Origin of the sequence: Oceanipulchritudo coccoides (genome assembly GCF_010500615.1) — a bacterium.
GTDB lineage: Bacteria > Verrucomicrobiota > Verrucomicrobiia > Opitutales > Oceanipulchritudinaceae > Oceanipulchritudo > Oceanipulchritudo coccoides.
The window spans coordinates 338,007-355,943 of record NZ_JAAGNX010000001.1; the positions used below are offsets into that span (position 1 = coordinate 338,007).

Annotated in this window: 10 protein-coding genes; 7 read left to right on the top strand and 3 right to left on the bottom strand. The window is 50.6% G+C overall.

The window, feature by feature from the left end; all coding sequences use genetic code 11:
* Nucleotides 1–38 precede the first annotated feature (38 nt).
* Nucleotides 39–1,400: a hypothetical protein gene (locus tag G0Q06_RS01285; RefSeq protein WP_163961671.1), complete on the top strand. Its 1,362-nt coding sequence runs from the start codon at nucleotides 39–41 to the stop codon at nucleotides 1,398–1,400.
* A gap of 19 nt (nucleotides 1,401–1,419) precedes the next feature.
* Here G0Q06_RS01285 and G0Q06_RS14885 read toward each other — a convergent pair whose 3' ends face one another.
* Nucleotides 1,420–1,554: an HNH endonuclease gene (locus tag G0Q06_RS14885; protein WP_163961673.1), complete on the bottom strand. Its 135-nt coding sequence runs from the start codon at nucleotides 1,552–1,554 to the stop codon at nucleotides 1,420–1,422.
* 260 nt (nucleotides 1,555–1,814) lie between these two features.
* Here G0Q06_RS14885 and G0Q06_RS01295 point away from each other — a divergent pair, with 260 nt between their 5' ends.
* From G0Q06_RS01295 to G0Q06_RS01305, 3 genes are all read left to right on the top strand, one after another.
* The gene (locus G0Q06_RS01295) at nucleotides 1,815–5,909 is read left to right on the top strand and encodes an SUMF1/EgtB/PvdO family nonheme iron enzyme (protein WP_163961682.1); all 4,095 of its coding nucleotides are present in this window, start codon (nucleotides 1,815–1,817) and stop codon (nucleotides 5,907–5,909) included.
* A 37-nt stretch (nucleotides 5,910–5,946) separates the two neighbouring features.
* On the top strand, nucleotides 5,947–8,298 hold the full coding sequence (locus G0Q06_RS01300) for a leucine-rich repeat protein (RefSeq protein ID WP_163961684.1): 2,352 nt from the start codon (nucleotides 5,947–5,949) through the stop codon (nucleotides 8,296–8,298).
* 102 nt (nucleotides 8,299–8,400) lie between these two features.
* Entirely contained in the window at nucleotides 8,401–11,199 is a 2,799-nt protein-coding gene (locus tag G0Q06_RS01305; RefSeq protein ID WP_163961685.1) for an SUMF1/EgtB/PvdO family nonheme iron enzyme, read from the top strand.
* A gap of 883 nt (nucleotides 11,200–12,082) precedes the next feature.
* On the opposite strand, the gene G0Q06_RS01310 is transcribed toward G0Q06_RS01305, so the two are convergent.
* Both G0Q06_RS01310 and G0Q06_RS01315 read right to left on the bottom strand, forming a co-directional pair.
* Nucleotides 12,083–13,243, bottom strand: a complete 1,161-nt coding sequence (locus G0Q06_RS01310) for a nucleotidyltransferase domain-containing protein (RefSeq protein ID WP_163961687.1) — start codon at nucleotides 13,241–13,243, stop codon at nucleotides 12,083–12,085.
* Nucleotides 13,244–13,247: 4 nt separating this feature from the next.
* Nucleotides 13,248–14,468 carry an HNH endonuclease gene (locus tag G0Q06_RS01315; protein WP_163961689.1) on the bottom strand — a complete coding sequence of 407 codons (1,221 nt, stop codon included), beginning with the start codon at nucleotides 14,466–14,468 and terminating at the stop codon, nucleotides 13,248–13,250.
* Between the two features lie 93 nt (nucleotides 14,469–14,561).
* On the opposite strand from G0Q06_RS01315, the gene G0Q06_RS01320 reads away from it, so the two are divergent.
* The 3 genes from G0Q06_RS01320 to G0Q06_RS01330 are packed head-to-tail and all read left to right on the top strand — an operon-like array spanning nucleotide 14,562 to nucleotide 17,932.
* On the top strand, nucleotides 14,562–15,137 hold the full coding sequence (locus G0Q06_RS01320; RefSeq protein ID WP_163961691.1) for a restriction endonuclease subunit S: 576 nt from the start codon (nucleotides 14,562–14,564) through the stop codon (nucleotides 15,135–15,137).
* Nucleotides 15,138–15,158: 21 nt separating this feature from the next.
* Nucleotides 15,159–16,667 (top strand): type I restriction-modification system subunit M, encoded by a 1,509-nt coding sequence (locus G0Q06_RS01325; RefSeq protein ID WP_163961693.1) that lies wholly within the window; start codon nucleotides 15,159–15,161, stop codon nucleotides 16,665–16,667.
* Nucleotides 16,664–17,932, top strand: coding sequence for a restriction endonuclease subunit S (locus G0Q06_RS01330; protein ID WP_163961695.1), 1,269 nt, complete (start codon nucleotides 16,664–16,666; stop codon nucleotides 17,930–17,932). The genes G0Q06_RS01325 and G0Q06_RS01330 overlap by 4 nt, the downstream gene beginning before the upstream one ends.
* The last annotated feature ends 5 nt before the right edge of the window (nucleotides 17,933–17,937 follow it).

The window sequence follows — 17,937 nt, forward strand, 5'->3', positions numbered from 1 at the left end:
CTTGCTGGGATTCTTTAAGCAGCACTACAGTTTACCTCATGAATACTAAAAATCTCCTCCGATATCCTCTGCTTAGCTTAAGCGTCGCTGTTTTGGTTTCTGCTGAGCAACCTGTCGTCAACCGGATCTTGTTTGATCAATCCACGGTTGAAATGCATGTGGCCGTTGATCCTGGCAAGGCATACGACCTGAATGCATCTGAAAGCCTCCAAACATGGGAGACCATTGGGTCTTTTGTAACGGATGCCTCTGAGGAAACTGTGGTGGCGACGCGCACAGGACAGTCTAAGGAGTTCTTTCAGGTAGTGGAGGCTGCTGCCAGTCTGCCAAGATTCTTTGCGGGAACCGTATCCGAAGTTCCTATGCCGGCAGATTATTTGGCACTAGGCTGCTTGAGTGGCCAGGACGCCTTCTATTACCTTACGGAGTCTAACAGTAAACTCAATAGAACTTCCCCGACTGGTACCACCCAGTCAGTTGTCCTCTCCAAAGCCGTGGGCTCCCTTGATATATGCTATATCAAAACTCCGAGCAGTGATCGTTTTGCAGCTTTTGAAACTAATCCAGATAAAATTATTATCATTCAATCGAGTGGTACTGTGATCGAGAAGGATCTATCATCCATTATCCCCACCAAGTGGGACCTTCTGACCGGTGAAGCTGTTAGTTTCCCGGACGGTATTGTTGTGCCGTTGGAGCCGGTTGGTCTATCTACAGATCCCGCTGAATATGCCTTTGCCGTTTTTGATTGGACAGGTGCCCTTATCCGGATTTTGACGATCCCAGTCCTGGATCACTCTGGCCAGTACTTCGACTTTAACACGTACTATAATACCTTTGATCGAGTAGTACTCTTGGGAAGTTACCTATACGTGGGAGGGGGCCTTGCCTATAACTTTAATCATCCCACTTCCTCCGAGTCAGGGGCGGTAATATTGCGCCTCAACTTATCAAATAATTCAATTGATACATTCACGGTGCTAGACAATGGCAATGACAGGGAAAAGATTGATCTACTATTTATGCTAGGTTCTGGATTGGGATGTCAGGGAAGTCAGAGTACGACCTCAAGCACAGACGGAAAAGATCACGCCGCTGATCCCTTTTGGGCTAAGGTTGGCCTATCGGGCGTCGTCAATTGGATCCAATATAAGGGATTTGAGAATGATGATAATCTTTATGATCGGAGTCAGTTCCTGTCGCTCTCAAATGGCACTGCAATTATCATCAATTCAAATAATTCATTGGTAATGACGATCGATAGTGGAGGAAGTATAGGTGTGGAAGCTGTCCACATGGGTCGACCTGTATTCTATAGGATTTTAAACTCAAGTGATTCCGTCATCTGGATATGGCATGAATGGAGGGAAGCTAGTGTGTTTCGCCTGAAACGAGGGTGATGTTTATAGGAGTACAGGTTCAACTTGTGACCTGACAACCCTTCCTCAAGTTACACTCAGGCCAGAGGGCCTGGAGATTCACCTCGACGGGTAGGCCACCTTTTGAAAATGGCTTTTTGTGGTCGATATGATGTCCGGTCAGTAGCAGATCCACCCCGCAGTGGGCACGGGTGTGGCTGTGTCGTCTGAGAATGGCAGTTCACAGCCTTGGAGGGTAGGCCCGGTGTAGGTATCGATGATCTTCATGAGGATGGGGTGGTGACCTGCTCCCCAAAAACTGAACGGGGCTTGATGAGAAGTTCTCCTGCTGAAATAAGAGCAAAAGGGAATAAACTAATCCCGCCTGCCAATCTTTTGCCCTTTATCGGTTATTTTAATTGTAAATAGCCTATAAAAAAATTAGACGGATACCCGATGAAACGGAATCTGCTCTTTATACCTCTCCTTGTTGTTTCACTTTCGGCAAACCAGTTAAGTTATGCCCTTCAGCTCAACGAAATACGAACGGACCAACCCAACAACCCGGATGACGAGGAGTATGTCGAAATCAAGGGCATTCCCGGGGAGAGCCTTGACGATGTCTGGTTCATCTACATCGGCGATCACTCCGGTGATGGTGCATACAAGGGCTCCGGCGTGGTTGAAAGAGCTATAGACCTCACAGGTAATGTTATTCCTTCTGATGGCATATTCCTTTTGGCTGGTCCTGCATTTGACACAGCTTCTGTTGGCATTGATTTGGCTCAGATCGACTTTGTTTCCAGTGTGTTCGGCAATGCCATGGAAAACTCGGATAATGTGACAGCCCTCCTCGTCCGAGGATGGACACAAGGTGAAGTGCTTACTTTCGAAGACCAACTCGGCGACCTCGCCATTGATATCGACGATAACGACGACGGTACCCCAAATGCGGTTCTTCCTTGGACAAGCACAATAGATGCTCTCAGTCTCGTGGAATCTATTAAGACGGTACCCAGTGATCCCGGTGAATTTTATTACGGCGAAACGTTTGGTGGTACGGATCTCGGCCCTTGGGGCGGAGGTTTTGTCCCTCCCCATGCATATCGAGCAAGTGATACGGGTGAATGGCTTATCGGTTCGTACATTCTCTTTGAGGAGGATGCTAATGGTACCGTGATTGGCTTGTATCCGGAAGCCACAGATACGCCGGGTCTTATTAATCCGACCGCACCCCCTCCAACGTTTCCACCAAGTATTGAGGCTTTCTATCCTACATTTGCTTCAGTTGGTAACTCGGTCACAATTTCAGGAACAAATCTCTCCACTGTAAGTGAGGTGACGATTGGCGGGGTCAGTGCCAGTTTTTATGTCGAGGGTGAGGGTCTCGTTGTTGCCGTGCCCGGAGGTGCTATGACAGGTGATATAATAGTTACCAATCCGGATGGTATAGATGATTCGGTTGGCTTCGTGGTTGTTATTGATACCGATTCCCTAGTGTTTGCGGAAGACTTCAGCAGCGGCCTTGGGGATTTTCAGGCAGTCAGTATAGCATCAACAGCCAATTGGACGCCTGGGGCTTTCGAAGATTCTTTCTCCATGGATATTGTTGGATTTGGAGCGGACGTGGCCTCCGATGACTGGCTCATTACACCTGCCATTGATCTCACAACTGTGAGCAATAGTTTTTTTGTTGTGGGCCACGAGCGTGGCTTCAGTGGACCTCCGCTTGAGGTGAAGCTTTCAACAGACTGGGATGGCGCCAGTATTCCCACATCGGCCACATGGACAGACTTGACCGTAACCCTTGCTGGAGACAGCACCTTTGAATTAACTGACTCTGGTATGGTAGATCTTTCCGCCTACGACGGGCAGACCATATATATTGCCATTCGGTATACCTCATCTGGAATCGGTAGCGGTGAAGCTGCCACCGACAGGATCCACTATTTTGCTGTTGGTAATACAGGTGGCCTGGATACCGACGGTGATGGCTTATCAGATATTGAGGAGACTTTGTATGGGACAGATATCAATAATCCCGATACCGACTTTGATGGGTTATCGGATTACGATGAGGTTGTTGTTTACCTTACCGATCCACTGTTGGCTGACTCTGATGGTGACGGCATCTCAGATTCGGGGGAGATGGGAAATCCTGAGTATGCGTTAATCTTTTCTTTTCTAACTTGGTCCCAAGCAAAGGCGGATGCCGAGACGAGGGGAGGGCACTTGGCGACCTTCACAAGCCAGGAGGAGTGGGACACCGCCATTGCAAGTCTAGGTGCCGGAGCCCTTGACTCAATTACTGGTGCGTGGATTGGGGCTAATGACATTGATGTAGAGGGAGTCTGGACATGGGTCACCGGGGAACCTTTTGCTTTCAACTTATGGGCGGTTGGACAACCTGACGATTTCAGTAACTCAGATGTGGCGGAAGTGAGTGGGGGGTTTGGGGCATCCCTAGGGATGTGGTATGATACAGGGACATCTGTTGTACGAGAGGCTTATATTCTTGAGATTCCAGGCACGCAGACTGATCCGAATTTAGCCGATACCGATGGCGATGGATTGGACGATGGTGAAGAACGCACCGCCGGTACAGACCCACAAAATGCCGATACGGATGGCGACAACCTGAATGATGGTGTTGAGGTAAACCTGACCCTGACAAACCCACTTGTTGCAGATAGTGATGGGAATGGAACCAATGATGACCTGGAGGATTTTGATGGGGACACGTTAACGAATCTGGACGAGGTAACCCTCTACCGATCAAACCCACTTCTTGCTGATACTGATGCCGATGGCCTGAACGATGATTTTGAAGTGGCCTATGTAGGGAGTTTCTTTCAATTGGTCGCCTGGGCCTATACGTGGTCTCAAGCGGCAGCGCATGCAGACTCTATGAATGGTAGGGTTGCTGCTTTTTCTGATGAGGCCATTTATTCTGACTTCAGTTTCCAGATTCGTCAGCAAACAACCGGTAATATATGGATTGGTCTCGGAGATGAAGCTTCCGAGGGAGTCTGGCTTTGGAGCGATGGATCAAGTCTCGCCTATGACCGTTGGTATGGAGGACAGCCTGACGGAGGGCTGTCGGAGAACCATGTTGTTATTTTTGATGGCACGCAGTCATGGGCAGACGCAGATGAGCAGTTTATCGCAGATGGATATATCTTTGAGTTCGTTGGCCTTAATCCGAATTCCCCAGACACAGATGGGGATGGGCTGGATGACAATGCAGAATTGAATGTCTATGGTACTGATCCTCTTGTCCCCGACTCGGACGGGGATGGATTGGCAGACGGAGCAGAGGTTAACGACCATGGTTCTGATCCCTTGCTTCTGGATTCTGATGACGACGGACTTACGGATTATCAAGAGGTGGTGACCTATGGGACAAATCCAGCCCTCCAAGACTCGGATGGTGACGGCTTCTTCGACAAGTTTGAGATAGAAACTGGATTTGATCCGAATTTATCGGAAAGCGTCCCAGACACTTACTCTGAAATTCATTTAGCATTGGAGTTCCGGTTTAATGCGGGTTTCGGAGCCCTTTACAGGATTGAATCTTCGGGGGATCTTCAGATTTGGTCTGTAGAGGAAATCAATATTCTGGGAAATGGAGAGATGATCTCTCGTTTCTATTCAACCAGAGAAAAGGATAAAAGATTCTTCAGGGCAAAGCTCGAGTCTGATTTGGATGCAATTGAGTTTAATTTAATTCCATCAGGAAGCTTTATGATGGGGGACTCCTACAGTGAGGGTCGAAATGACGAGTTGCCAGTCCATCAGGTGTCCTTGTCTTCTTATCACATGCAAGCAACAGAGGTAACAAAAGCACAATGGGATGACGTAGCCACCTGGGCGCAGAACAACGGTTATGACATTTTGCCTTCTGGAGGTAGTGGCAAGGGACCAGACCACCCAGTTTATGAAGTAACGTGGTTTGAAGCTGTGAAGTTCGCCAATGCCAAGAGCGAAAAAGATGGATTAAGCCCGGTCTATACTGTTTCTGGCGAAGTTTACAGGGCTGGTGGATCTTACAGTGCACCTGTTGATGTAGTCTTCAATCAGACTGCTAATGGCTATCGATTACCCACGGAAGCCGAGTGGGAATATTCTGCCAGAGGAGGTGTTGAAGGAGTTCGCTTTCCATGGGGCGATACGATATCCCACAGCAATGCTAATTACACGGCCTCAACCTCATATTCATACGATATAAGCACAACTCTAGGAGATCACCCTGACTGGGACGATGGTCCTGTTCCATTCACCAGTGTGAGAGGAGTATTCGGAACGAATGGGTACGGCTTGTATGATATGACGGGAAATATGTGGGAATGGTGCTGGGATTGGTATAGTTCCAGTTATTACTCCGTAGCAACTAGCACGAATCCAACTGGCCCTATCGGTGGCTCCACCCGAGTTCTTCGTGGAGGTAATAACGGAGCATCTGCGTACAGTTGCAGGAACAGTGTTCGCTGGACCCTTCCTGGAACGAATTTCCCATATACTGGGTTTAGGTTAGCGCGGAATGCCAACTGAATCGCTCAACACTTAAATTACAAAAGGACTCAGGATAATGTCTAAGTTTTCAATCATTTCGTTGGCCTTAATATCACTCTCAAACGTTACTTCCGCACTATCAATTTACTACGACGATTTTTTTCAGGGAGCTGTCATTGAGTATAGCTTTACCTATTCCCTGCCTGAACCATTGCCAAGCTTTGGGATTTATTATGACCTTCTCCCCATTGATCCTGTGTATGGGGACTATCCGCCAGCAAGAATCACAAACCTCGAAACTTGGACAGCCGACTTCGCCATCGTTGATCAAGAAAGAGTACTGGATCCGATTTATATCGATCCTTCTAAAACTCTTGTTATGGAGGACGATATCCAATTTTTGGTAAATATTGTCTTTGACGAACCTTACTTTCAAGCAGGATTAGAAATTACTATCGGTGGAGTTACTTACTCCGATGTTTGGTTTGATTTAGGTGAATTGTGGGACTGGGGCTCAGGTACTTTGGACTGGGAGCACAATAACCACATTTACGAGCCCGTTAATCTCAGTGAACGAATTGTCACTGCCTTATTAGCAGGAGAGACGATATATATTTCTGTTGTTCCAGTATATTCTGTTTCCTCAATAAGGTATCCTTGGCTAGGGGACTATCCAATAGAGTCAATTTCGCTTAATGCCTTTATGATTGGGCATGTAAGTGGAGTCCCAAATGTTCCTTTCACCAAGGATTCCTACGATTTCTCAGTGACTAACCAGGAAGTTGCCATTACGGGTTACACCTGTGGCGCCGCAGAAACAACTATACCAAACGAGATTGACGGCGTACCGGTAACATCTATCGGTAACTCAGCCTTTCAATTTTGTGAGAACCTCGCACATCTAACTATTCCTGATAGTGTGACCTCCATTGGTGATTATGCCTTCTTTCATTGCACCAGTCTTGATACTATTGTTTTTGGTGAAGGTCTTCTCCATATCGGTGACTTCTCCTTTGCCGATTGTGTGAATCTCACAAATGTTTATTTCCCAGACACCCTAATTTCAGTAGGTGACCTGGCTTTCAGTGATTGTCTCAGCTTGGAGAATGTTACATTTGGGAACGACTTAAAAGCCATTGGAACTCTTGCATTCTGGGGTTGCTCAAGTCTAAGCAGTGTAACAATTGGGAGCAGTGTGTCCACTATCGGCAACTTTGCCTTTCTTGATGCTACCAACCTGTCAAAGGTTTATTTTCTCGGAGAGCCTCCATACTACGATTCTGGGATTTTTCCGAATTCAAATCCAGATCTTACGGTTAAATACCAGGAAGGTTCTGCGGGATGGGGAACTGTATTTTGTGGAAGGCCAACCCAACCCTTTACTCCCTTTGTAGGAATAAGAAACTCTGGCGACTCGGTGAGTTTTCAGTTTGCCGGAGGAACACTGCAAGAGAGCGAGGATCTGCTGAACTGGACAAACGTATTTCCTCCACCTGAACCAGAAAGTCTCCTTCTGATGACTATCAAGACTGGTCAGAAACAGTTTCTACGAATAAAGAATTCACCGACTTCAGAACGGCGTGATGTAGTGGGCTTTGAGTTCATTCCTGCGGACGACTTCCTTATGGGGCTTCCCTCGGGTGGAATCGGTTCGTGGGCTGGCGATACGCAGCACGCAGTGAGCCTATCAAGGACCTTCTACATGAAGGATACTCCAGTCACATATGACGAATGGAAGGCTGTTTATGACTGGTCTCTATTACCTGAAAACATCGGATTGGGATATGCTTTACCGACTGGTGGCATGGGGGCAAAAACCTCCGAATCAACCGGAAGCCATCCCGTAACGCGGGTGGATTGGTATGACGCTATCCTTTGGTGCAATGCCAAGAGTGAAATGGAAGGGCGCACGCCGGTGTATTATTTGGATGCTACCCACAGTACGGTTTACCGGAGTGGTGAAGTGGATTTACTAAATTCATGGGTAGATTGGCAAGCTGATGGATACCGACTCCCCACAGAAGCTGAATGGGAGTATGCCTGCCGGGCAGGAACGACCACATCCTTCTTTACGGGCACCATTACGGCAACCGGCTTCGCCTTCTGTCCAAATCTGGATGCAGCCGGCTGGTATGGTGGGAACAGTGGGATCAATACTCATCCGGTAGGAGAAAAGTTGCCCAATCCATGGGGACTGTATGATGTGCATGGAAATATCTGGGAGTGGACCTGGGACCACCATGAAGAGTTTACAACGGCTTCCCAAATTGATCCGATCGGCCCGGATACAGGATCAAACCGGATCATGCGGGGAGGTAGCCACAATAACAATGCAGAGAGTTGTCAGTCTTCTGCACGGTTTCCAAACCCGCCCGCGAACTCTGGATCGTACGGAGGGCTACGCATTGCCATAAGTGTGGGTGATTGAGTTTTGAAAATTATACCGGAATACCTCCCACCTAAAAAATTTGCTGTGAAAATATTAAGCTTATCGAAGTCCGTTCAATTATCTAACAGCCCTAGCTGGAGGATGAGGTGGATACAATTAGTGCTATGGAGTATCATTCCCACCCAGGTCTTTGGGTTGGTTCTGGTCAACACGCGCCTCCACCCTTCTGCTTCCTTTGAAGATAGCTCTGTTTTGCAACTGGAACTGCGTGACTTCTTCCAGATGTATGAGGCTCCTGGCCCGGTCGCAACCATGACCATCCGGAAACCAATCCAGCTGGGTTGGACGGTTTTCAGTATTAACGGAAACGACGTAGAAATGATGAAATACCAGCTTGCTAGCGGCGGTGATTACAATGACCCGTATGCAGTCAGTGCAAGTGAATTTGAGTGGACTGAACACACTGTCGAGTACCAGCTTTTCGCGGATGAAGCCCCTGTAACTGTTGCCAATTTTAAGACTTATGCTGATGACGGATACTACAACAACACTATAGTCCACCGCAATGAATCTACAGGCCAGCTTTTTGGTGTAGATGGACTCGAGACGTTCTCACCCTTACCGATCATTCAATCCGGAGGATTCCGGCTTTATGACACAGATGATTACTTGCTAGAGTGGGTAGATGCTCGCCCTCCTATCATTTTTGAGGAAACCCGGCAAAGTACCAAGGGGACGATTGCCATGGCGCGGACTGCAGCGTTGGATTCAGCGACTTCCCAGTTTTTTATTAACCTTGAAGATAACTCCCAAGCGTGGGGTTCGGCTTATTCTGTCTTTGGTGAACTCTTAGATCCTGAAGGAGACCAACCGATCTTGGACGATTTTGCTAATACTGATGTCTACGATCTTTCAACGCCCAAGCCATCCGGCCAACCAAATGTCTTTGCTGGACTTCCGTTTAGCTCAATACCTCTGTATACTCCAAATTGGAATGAAAAGACAAGCTATATTCGTTTTACAGGTGTCAGTGTAAGTAATGGAAACCCAGAAGGAATCAGCTACAGCTGGGAATGGGTTGAGGGACATGAAGCCAGTGAATCATTTTCAATTGAACTTGCAGGTTCTTCTTTGAACATTTCAAGCACGAGTGCGGGAACTGGAAAAATCCGAGTTTACGGAACCTCCTCAGGTCAAACAAAAAGTTTCGATATTGATTTGGCCTCTACTGTAACAAACTTGGTCACCTTTTCACTCACCACCGAAGTGGATCCCCTTGGCGCTGGTGTGATTTCTCAAAGCGGGTCAGGGATATATCAAGAGGGCGAAGAAGTATCAGTTACGGTGCAGGCCAATCCAGGCTATGTTTTCTCTAGTTGGGGTGGGGATTTCTCAGGATCTGCAAATCCCTTAAATTTCTCAATGGATTCGGACAAGTACCTTTTAGCGAATTTTTTATATGATATTAATGATGATGACGAGGATGGCTTATCAAATTATGAGGAGAGTGTTGTCTATGGTACAAATCCAAACCTGCCAGACACAGATTCGGACGGACTGACTGACTCCGATGAATTATTCACTTACTTAACTGATCCTTTGAAGTCAGATACAGACGGCGATGGTCTAGGTGATTATGGAGAGGTAATTTCACTTCCAACAAATCCTCTACTGCCAGATACAGATTTTGACGGATTGAATGATTTTGAGGAGGTTACCGTTTATCCTACAGATCCTATTGCCGGAGACACCGATGGAGACGGGCTGACGGATGGCCAGGAGGTTTTGACCTACCTTACCGATCCCATGTTGATCGACTCAGACATGGACGGCTTTAACGACAAGTTCGAGATTGAAACAGGATACGATCCCACCACTGCCTTAAGCGTTCCTCCAACCAGTTCAGGCATCCTGACGGCTGTAGAGTTTTTCTTTAATGCAGAGTTGGGCACCACTTACCGGATCGAGGCCTCTACCGATCTTGATAACTGGGAGGTCATTGAGAGCGGCATTGAAGGAACTGGCGCGGCTATTCACCGCCTCTATTCCATGATCGGGCAAGAGAAGCGTTTTCTGCGGGCCGAGCCAGAAACATATCCGGAGCCAGATGCCTCCATGTCCCTCATCTCTGTTGGCACCTTTACTATGGGCAGCCCGGACGACGAGATTGGGCGTCAAGATGACGAGACCCAACACACGGTGACGTTGACGAAGGCGTTCTACCTACAGACAACCGAAGTTACCAAGGCGCAATGGGACGAAGTAGCAGCAGAGGGACCGGCGCGGGACTACACGGATTTACCTGCCGGGCGCAATGGCTACAATGGGGATGCCAGCCTGACACACCCGGTGACGGAGGTGTCGTGGTACGATGTGGTCAAGTGGCTGAACCTGAAGAGCGAGCTGGAAGGGCTGACGCCCTGCTACACCGTTGGTGGAGTGGTTATGAAGACTGGAACATCTATCCCAGATTGCGACTTTGATGCCAATGGTTACCGACTGCCCACGGAGTCGGAGTGGGAATATGCCTGCCGCGCGGGGACCAGCACCGCCTTTTACAACGGTCCGATCACCTACACTGGCGAATCACCTGTCGATCCGATTCTGGACGAGATCGGCTGGTATAGAGGCAATAGCGGAATCAACACGCATCCAGTGGGTCGCAAGCAGGCAAATGCTTGGGGCCTGTACGATATGTCGGGCAATGTGTTTGAATGGTGCTGGGATTGGGCTGCCACCTATCCGGGCACCGTGACGGATCCCACTGGCACCGCCTCGGGCGCGCGCCGGGCGATCCGGGGTGGCAACTTCGGCAGCAACTTCGGCACCAACTTAGGCAGCTACGCACGGGACTGCCGATCTGCCGCCCGCTTCAACCGCATCCCAGGCATCGTCTACCACGACCAAGGCTTCCGACCCGCCCGCTCCGCGTCGCCCTAAGGTGCGCAGTGAACCGGAGTGCTTTTGTGCTCAAAGGATAACGAATGTAGCTTCCACTAGGCCGCAATCCTCGTGACGTGCCGCGATTGGCCTAGTCATTGTAAAGCGCCGCAAGCGGTAGTGACCTGACCCCTTTGACGTGCTCCCCAAAAGCTGACCTGGGCTTGATGAGAAGTATAGAAGTTTTTCTACCTTTCTGTTTTCTTTGGTTACTGTGACCTGTCGATAAGTTCGGTTATGTATTCAATTTGTTTCCTATAAAATTTCCGGGAGCCATACCACCGAAGTGGAGTGAGGTGTTTGCTATGACACTGTCCTAGGCGGCGACCACTACAGCAGGGGCATGGCCTCTTGTTCGCTTTATTCTTCTTAATCGCTAACAGCTTGAGTGCTTCAATACACTGCTTCGCACCTTTAAGGCGAAAGCGTCGCTCGTAGTCGAGGATCAGTCCAGACACTCCATGCTCTAGTTCACCGACGGGTAGTTGACCTTCTTGTTGCTGGTAGCTGTGATTATAGAGGTAGGGGATTATGAGCCGGTCGACCAGCCCTTCCAATGTAGGCTGCTGAGTTATCTCTACCTGAATTCCTATCGGGCTTCCCAAGCACAGGCTGTTGTCGGACATTTTATGATAGTCAGCTGCTATTCGGCCGTTGGTCTCGTAAACCGAGGGCTGCCCTTCCGGGAAACTGCCCGGAACGACTATTCGAAGCTGGTATTGATCGGTTATCTCATCGAAGCCAGCTTTGGTTGCGCGGAAAAGCATCTGCCCCTCGAACTGCAGACCGCAGTCCGAGAGGTGGGTGAGCCGGAGCCCCGGAAAACGCTCCTGGAACTCCGCCAGGCCCAAAGCAGCATGACGCTTTTCGCACGGATCTCTCATTACGGTGCCCAAGATGACGGTGCCGAATCAGAAACCTTGGTTACCCCAACAATCGAAGGTGCACCCACAGCACTTCCGAGCACCTTCCTGGCCGCATCAGAGCTCAGAGTTAACCGAAAGTCATTTTTACATGCCTCGATGAGTTCGGCTTCGGTGGTTGCCCGTCCGAGATAGGCGAAGGCCTCACGCGCCTGACGCAGCCAGTTCCAGAAGTTATTCTCCTTAGTGGCATCCCAGCGATCAGTGAAGTCTTCGGTCGGGTCGACTGGATTGGGTATCCTTGGCTTCGAAGCCGAAACGAAGTCACCCATTCGACTCAATACTCCCGCGATTGCCTCGGCGATGTCAGCTTCACCTTGGTAGGCTCTGGCCGCAAGGGTTGTTAGGATGATCGAGATCGGCTTTCCGTCGGGGTCATCCTTGAACATCTGGTCCCTATGGCGTTTTAGCAACTGCACGACGCGCTGTAAGGGAGTCTTGAGCGCGTAGGCTGGAATTTTATCGGTCGAACCATAGGACTTGCTCTCAAGGAGTATCTTGCGGGATGAGGTGGCATGACCACCGACGTCCATGCGCTCTTCGAACCAGAGAGCGAATCCACGAGGATTACTACGTGGCCAGTCGGGGCTGATTTGCGCGTAGTTGCTTTCCTCCTTGTCGGTGATGTTGATTGCCTCATCCACTTGTCGCTTATCAACCCTGGCTTCCAGAAGCAGCTGGCGATACCGCTCACCTGCAGGAATGCCGGGAAGGACATCCATATGGAAGTTCACATCGTCCTGATACTGCTGGGTCCAGCAGCGCCTTTTTTCCTTGGGTGGCTGTTTGAACCCCTGAGCTTTCGAATAGGAAATCACCTCCTCGCCGATAAGTTCCTTCAGGTCTTTTTGGGTCAGGTTTTCCTTGTTCGCCAGGACCCGGCACACGAGATCCAGGTCGTAGCCCTCGTCCGGAAATATAGGCCGTGTAACTGTTCCGAGGCGGAAGGATCCTTGGGGATGAACTAGCGGGTCAAGATGCCTGATCGCGGATTGAGGTCGATGAAAGTGATCCGCCATCGACTTGTAGCGAGCCACTGCCTTGTCGTAGTAACTCGGTGGAATATCCAGAAGCTCAATAAGCTCCCGGAGCGTTTTTGTTATTTGATCTTTATTTTTCATAAATTCAGCTCCCCGCTGCTTGCAGGTCCGCGCCCACGATTTGGATCGTCTTGTTAAACCCGCCAAGATCCCTGTTTTGATCGTAGATCAGCCAGTCCATGTCGGCCTTCGGCTGACGTATACGTCCGAGCTCTACCATTGTTGATGCGGGTGCCGCTGGGAATATTGATAGAGTGGTATCGTCCCCGTGCGCGGTCTTGATTTCGTCGAGGAGTTTTCGGACGACTCGACGGAAAACTGCTAGGTCCTGGCGCGAGCGTATGCACCCTTGTATAGGCTGAGGAATTGTCACTCGCCAGATCGCGGCATCATCACCCAGCACCCGGTGGATTCTCGAGTCGTCGATGGTGGCACTCAGCGAGAAAACCAGAGCGGGCGGGCCGCTAGTTTCTTGTGGTTTCTCCACCTTTATCTCAACGGTCTTCTTCTCATTAGGCCAAGCCCAGCCCTTGGGTTCCCTGTGAGGCTCGTAAACCGCCACATCCCTAATCTCGGTAAGAAGCGTACCTAGACTGATGAGCAGCGGCATTGGCGCTATTGCGAATACCGATAGGTGCTCAATCTCCCTGCTTTCGAGTCTATCATGCACCTTGCGTCCGAACTTACGCTGTAGGTCTCTCACCTCAGACTGCCAGAAGTCAGCATCTCTTTCTGTCGAGTCGCTTCCCAACGTTGAAAGTTCAATCGGGATGCTCTCCGCCGGGTAGCGATCGGGAAACATTGCCTTGGCAGCTCGATCAAAACTGAGGGGGGAGTGCACTCCACCGATTGCACGGCCATACAGAATCACGTGGCTCTTGTGGTCCGGATCAATGCCGGTTACTAGTTCCACGCGTTCTTCATGGGCGGCTTTCCAGTCTTGGAGGAGTTGGACAGAATAGCGCGTTCCCGAAGCTTGCTCGTTGTCGATTGTTTTGTGACAGTCGTGGCAGGCAAGCAGGAGATTTTTGAAGGTGTTCAGGTGGTCCTCATCAATTCCTTCATTTCCTCTTGGGCCGTTATCGCTGAAGGAATAGATGTGTGCAGCTTCTGCTATGTTCACAGGCTCATGCGTGTGTGGGTTCTTCCATAGGGGCTTATTGCAGCCGCGGAACTGGCATCGGCCGCCCGAGCGGCCCCAAAGCATGTGCCGGTCAACGTCTTTGATGTGTCTACTCTTCGTGACATCCTTGAGCTCGGTATCCTCACTCGGGACTTCTTTTGCAATGCAGGTTTCTGAATTCATAAACGCAGTATAAGGCATACCGCATCAAATTGTCAAGGTTTTTTGTTGATTTAGAATCAGTTTCATGCATACTGCTAGTAATTAAGGGATATAATGGACTATAAAATCTCAGAAATCGCCACGATCAGCGCGGGCTACCAGTCCCGCAAAGCCATCAAAAATGACCCCGACGGGAGTCACTGTCTCCTCCAGATCCGCGACTTTAATCCAGAGCGCACGCACATCGACCCGTCTGACATGATTCGCTTAACTCCGACTTCTTCCAACCGAGACGAATCCCTACGGTCAGGCGACGTTGTTTTTCTATCACGGGGTCAGAAGAATTTTGCATTTGCAGTTCCAGAATTCCCGGAGCCCACCCTGGCTGGTTCTTATTTTTTTGTCCTCCGGCCGAAACAGGAGGTCACCGGCACTTATCTCGCGTGGTATCTAAACCAACCGGCAGCTCAGTATCACTTTAAGCGATTGTCCACTGTAGGCGCCCATATGCCTATCGTGACCCGGGACGTGGTGGAGAGCCTGAAGCTCCCTATACCCTCTATGGAGATCCAGCAGAAGATTATCAAGCTGAGTGCTCTGGCCGATGAGCAAGCCCAACTCCTTGCCCAACTTGCCAAGAAGAAGCATTCCCTAGCCAATGCCGCCTGCATGCACGCAACGCATCTCTAGAATCCTAAACCATCACATCCCATGAACGACCAACAAACCAAAGACGAGATCTTCAACGTGATCTGGAGCGCCTGCGACACCTTCCGCGGGGTGATCGATCCGGGCTTCTACAAGGACTACATCCTGACCCTGCTGTTCGTGAAATACCTGAGCGACGTGCGGAAGTCGAAGCTCGAGGAATACGAAAAGAAATACAAAGGCGACCAGACCCGCATCGACCGCGCCATGTCGCGGGAGCGCTTCGTGGTCCCGGAGGACTGCACCTTCGAGCACCTCTACGCCCACCGGGACGACAGCGAGATCGGCCAGCACATCAACACGGTCTTGGAGAAGATCGAGGATGCTAACAAGGCCAAGCTCCACAACGTGTTCCGGAACATCGACTTCAACAGTGAGGCCAACCTCGGCAAGACCCGCCAGCGCAACCAACGGCTCAAGACGGTGCTCGAGGACTTCGCCAACAAGAAACTCGACCTGCGGCCCGAGCGGGTCGGCCACATGGACATCGTCGGCGACGTTTACGAATACCTGATCGCGCGCTTCGCCGCCCAGGCCGGGAAGAAGGCCGGCGAGTTCTACACCCCCTCCGAGGTCTCGGAGACGCTTGCCCGCCTCGTGGCGCCGGAGGATGGCGACCGCATCTGCGACCCCACCTGCGGTTCGGGTTCGCTCCTCATCAAGGCCGCCCAGCAGGTCGGTGCGAGAAACTTCTCGCTTTATGGGCAGGAGATGAACGGAAGTACCTGGGCGCTGTGCAAGATGAACATGTTCCTCCACGAGGTCGATGCCGCTCGCATCGAGTGGGAGGACACCATCCGCCACCCGCAACTGGTCGAGAACGACGCCCTGATGAAGTTCGACGTCGTAGTCGCCAATCCGCCCTTCAGTCTGGACAAGTGGGGGCAGGAGATCGCCGCCACTGATCAATACAACCGTTTCCACGCAGGTGTACCCCCGAAGAGCAAGGGGGATTGGGCCTTCATCAGCCACATGGTCGCCACTGCGGTGGAGGGCAAGGGCCGGGTCGGCGTGGTCGTGCCCCACGGGGTACTCTTCCGGGGCGGCCAGGAGGGCAAAATCCGTCAATACATGATCGAGCAGAACACCCTCGCCGGGGTTGTGGGCTTACCTGCCAACCTGTTCTATGGTGCCGGTATCCCGGCCGCGCTCATGATCTTCGACAAGGGACGCACGCCCGGGGCGAAGGAGGACGTATTCTTCATCGACGCCTCTCGCGAGTTCGCGCAGGGCACCAACCAAAACCGGCTCCGCAAGGAGGACATGGACAAGATCGTCGAGACCTTCCACAACCGAACCGTCATCGACAAATACTCCCACCTCGCGAGCTTCGAGGAAATCGAGGAGAACGATTTCAACCTGAACATCCCCCGCTACGTCGATACCTTTGAGCCGGAGCCCGAGATTGATATGGAAGAGGTGCAGAAGGATATCGAGCGCATCAATAGCGAACTGGCCGAGGTTGAGGCGAAGATGGACGGCTACCTGAAGGAGCTGGGATTCAAATCATGAGTGATCCCAATGCCAACAGAACCGGCTACAAGGAGACAAAGGTTGGGTGGATTCCAGCAGAGTGGAAAGTTGCGACAGGTGATAGCCTTACGACCCTCATTAGCAAAGGGGCATCCCCAAAGTGGCAAGGTTTTGATTATTGCGACTCTGGGATGCTTTTCATTACCAGCGAAAATGTCAGAGACGGATTCCTGGATATTTCAAGGCCGAAGTTTCTTCCGGTTGAGTTCAACAAGAAGTTGAAGCGAACTCAGCTCAGAGTGAATGATATTCTAATCAACCTGGTTGGCGCTTCTATTGGCAGATCTTGCAAGGTTGCCGATGATTTGGGAATATCTAATGTGAATCAAGCTGTCGCTGTTTTCCGAATGAAAGAAGCTGACCGAGTTGCCTTCACAGCTCTCTACTTCCAAGCACCTGACACAATTCATCGCATTCTTGAAATGCAGGTTGATGCCGCTCGACCAAACATTTCCCTTAGAGATCTTCGAGATTTTTCAATTCCACTCCCACCTATCAACGAGCAAGCAAGGATTTCCACTATCCTCTCCACCTGCGACGAGGCGATTGAGGTGACGGACGATCTGATCAAAGCCAAGCAGCGGCAGAAGAAGGCCCTCATGCAGCAGCTCCTCACCGGCAAGAAACGCCTGCCGGGGTTTGAGGGGGAGTGGACTGAGACTATTTTGGACGACCTCTGTACGCGACTGAAGGACGTCGCAGACGATCCTGAAGGCTATCCCGTCCTCAGCATCACTGCTGGAACCGGGTTCGTATCTCAACAAGACAAGTTCAGCCGTGTAATCGCCGGCAAGCAGGTCGAGAACTACGTCGTGCTGAAACGTGGAGAGTTTGCTTACAACAAAGGGAACTCCTACCGCTACCCGCAGGGCTGCGTCTATCAACTCTCGGAATACGACGAGGGGTTGGTTCCCAATGTGTTCTACTCCTTCCGGCTGGATGAGGAGCAGGCGGACCCTGACTTCATCAAGCAGTATTTCCTCGCCGGGTTGCACAACAAGAATCTCTACCGCTGGATCAACTCCGGGGTAAGGAACAACGGATTGCTGAATCTGAACGCTTCCGACTTCTTCAAGCTGTCGATTGACCTGCCGCCACTTCCTGAACAGAAGGCTATTGGGCGTGTCCTCTGCGAGGCGGACACTGAGATCAAGACGCTTGGTGAAAAGCTGAACGCCCTCAAGCAGCAGAAAAAAGCTCTCATGCAAAAGCTCCTCACCGGCCAAGTCCGCGTGAAGGTCTGAACTTA

What these genes read in the sequence shown, in the direction of transcription:
- G0Q06_RS01285 (WP_163961671.1), top strand. Translation starts at nt 39, where the DNA reads ATGAATACTAAAAATCTCCTCCGATATCCTCTGCTTAGCTTAAGCGTC.
- G0Q06_RS01295 (WP_163961682.1), top strand. Translation starts at nt 1,815, where the DNA reads ATGAAACGGAATCTGCTCTTTATACCTCTCCTTGTTGTTTCACTTTCG.
- G0Q06_RS01300 (WP_163961684.1), top strand. Translation starts at nt 5,947, where the DNA reads ATGTCTAAGTTTTCAATCATTTCGTTGGCCTTAATATCACTCTCAAAC.
- G0Q06_RS01305 (WP_163961685.1), top strand. Translation starts at nt 8,401, where the DNA reads ATGAGGTGGATACAATTAGTGCTATGGAGTATCATTCCCACCCAGGTC.
- G0Q06_RS01310 (WP_163961687.1), bottom strand. Translation starts at nt 13,243, where the DNA reads ATGAAAAATAAAGATCAAATAACAAAAACGCTCCGGGAGCTTATTGAG.
- G0Q06_RS01315 (WP_163961689.1), bottom strand. Translation starts at nt 14,468, where the DNA reads ATGAATTCAGAAACCTGCATTGCAAAAGAAGTCCCGAGTGAGGATACC.
- G0Q06_RS01320 (WP_163961691.1), top strand. Translation starts at nt 14,562, where the DNA reads ATGGACTATAAAATCTCAGAAATCGCCACGATCAGCGCGGGCTACCAG.
- G0Q06_RS01325 (WP_163961693.1), top strand. Translation starts at nt 15,159, where the DNA reads ATGAACGACCAACAAACCAAAGACGAGATCTTCAACGTGATCTGGAGC.
- G0Q06_RS01330 (WP_163961695.1), top strand. Translation starts at nt 16,664, where the DNA reads ATGAGTGATCCCAATGCCAACAGAACCGGCTACAAGGAGACAAAGGTT.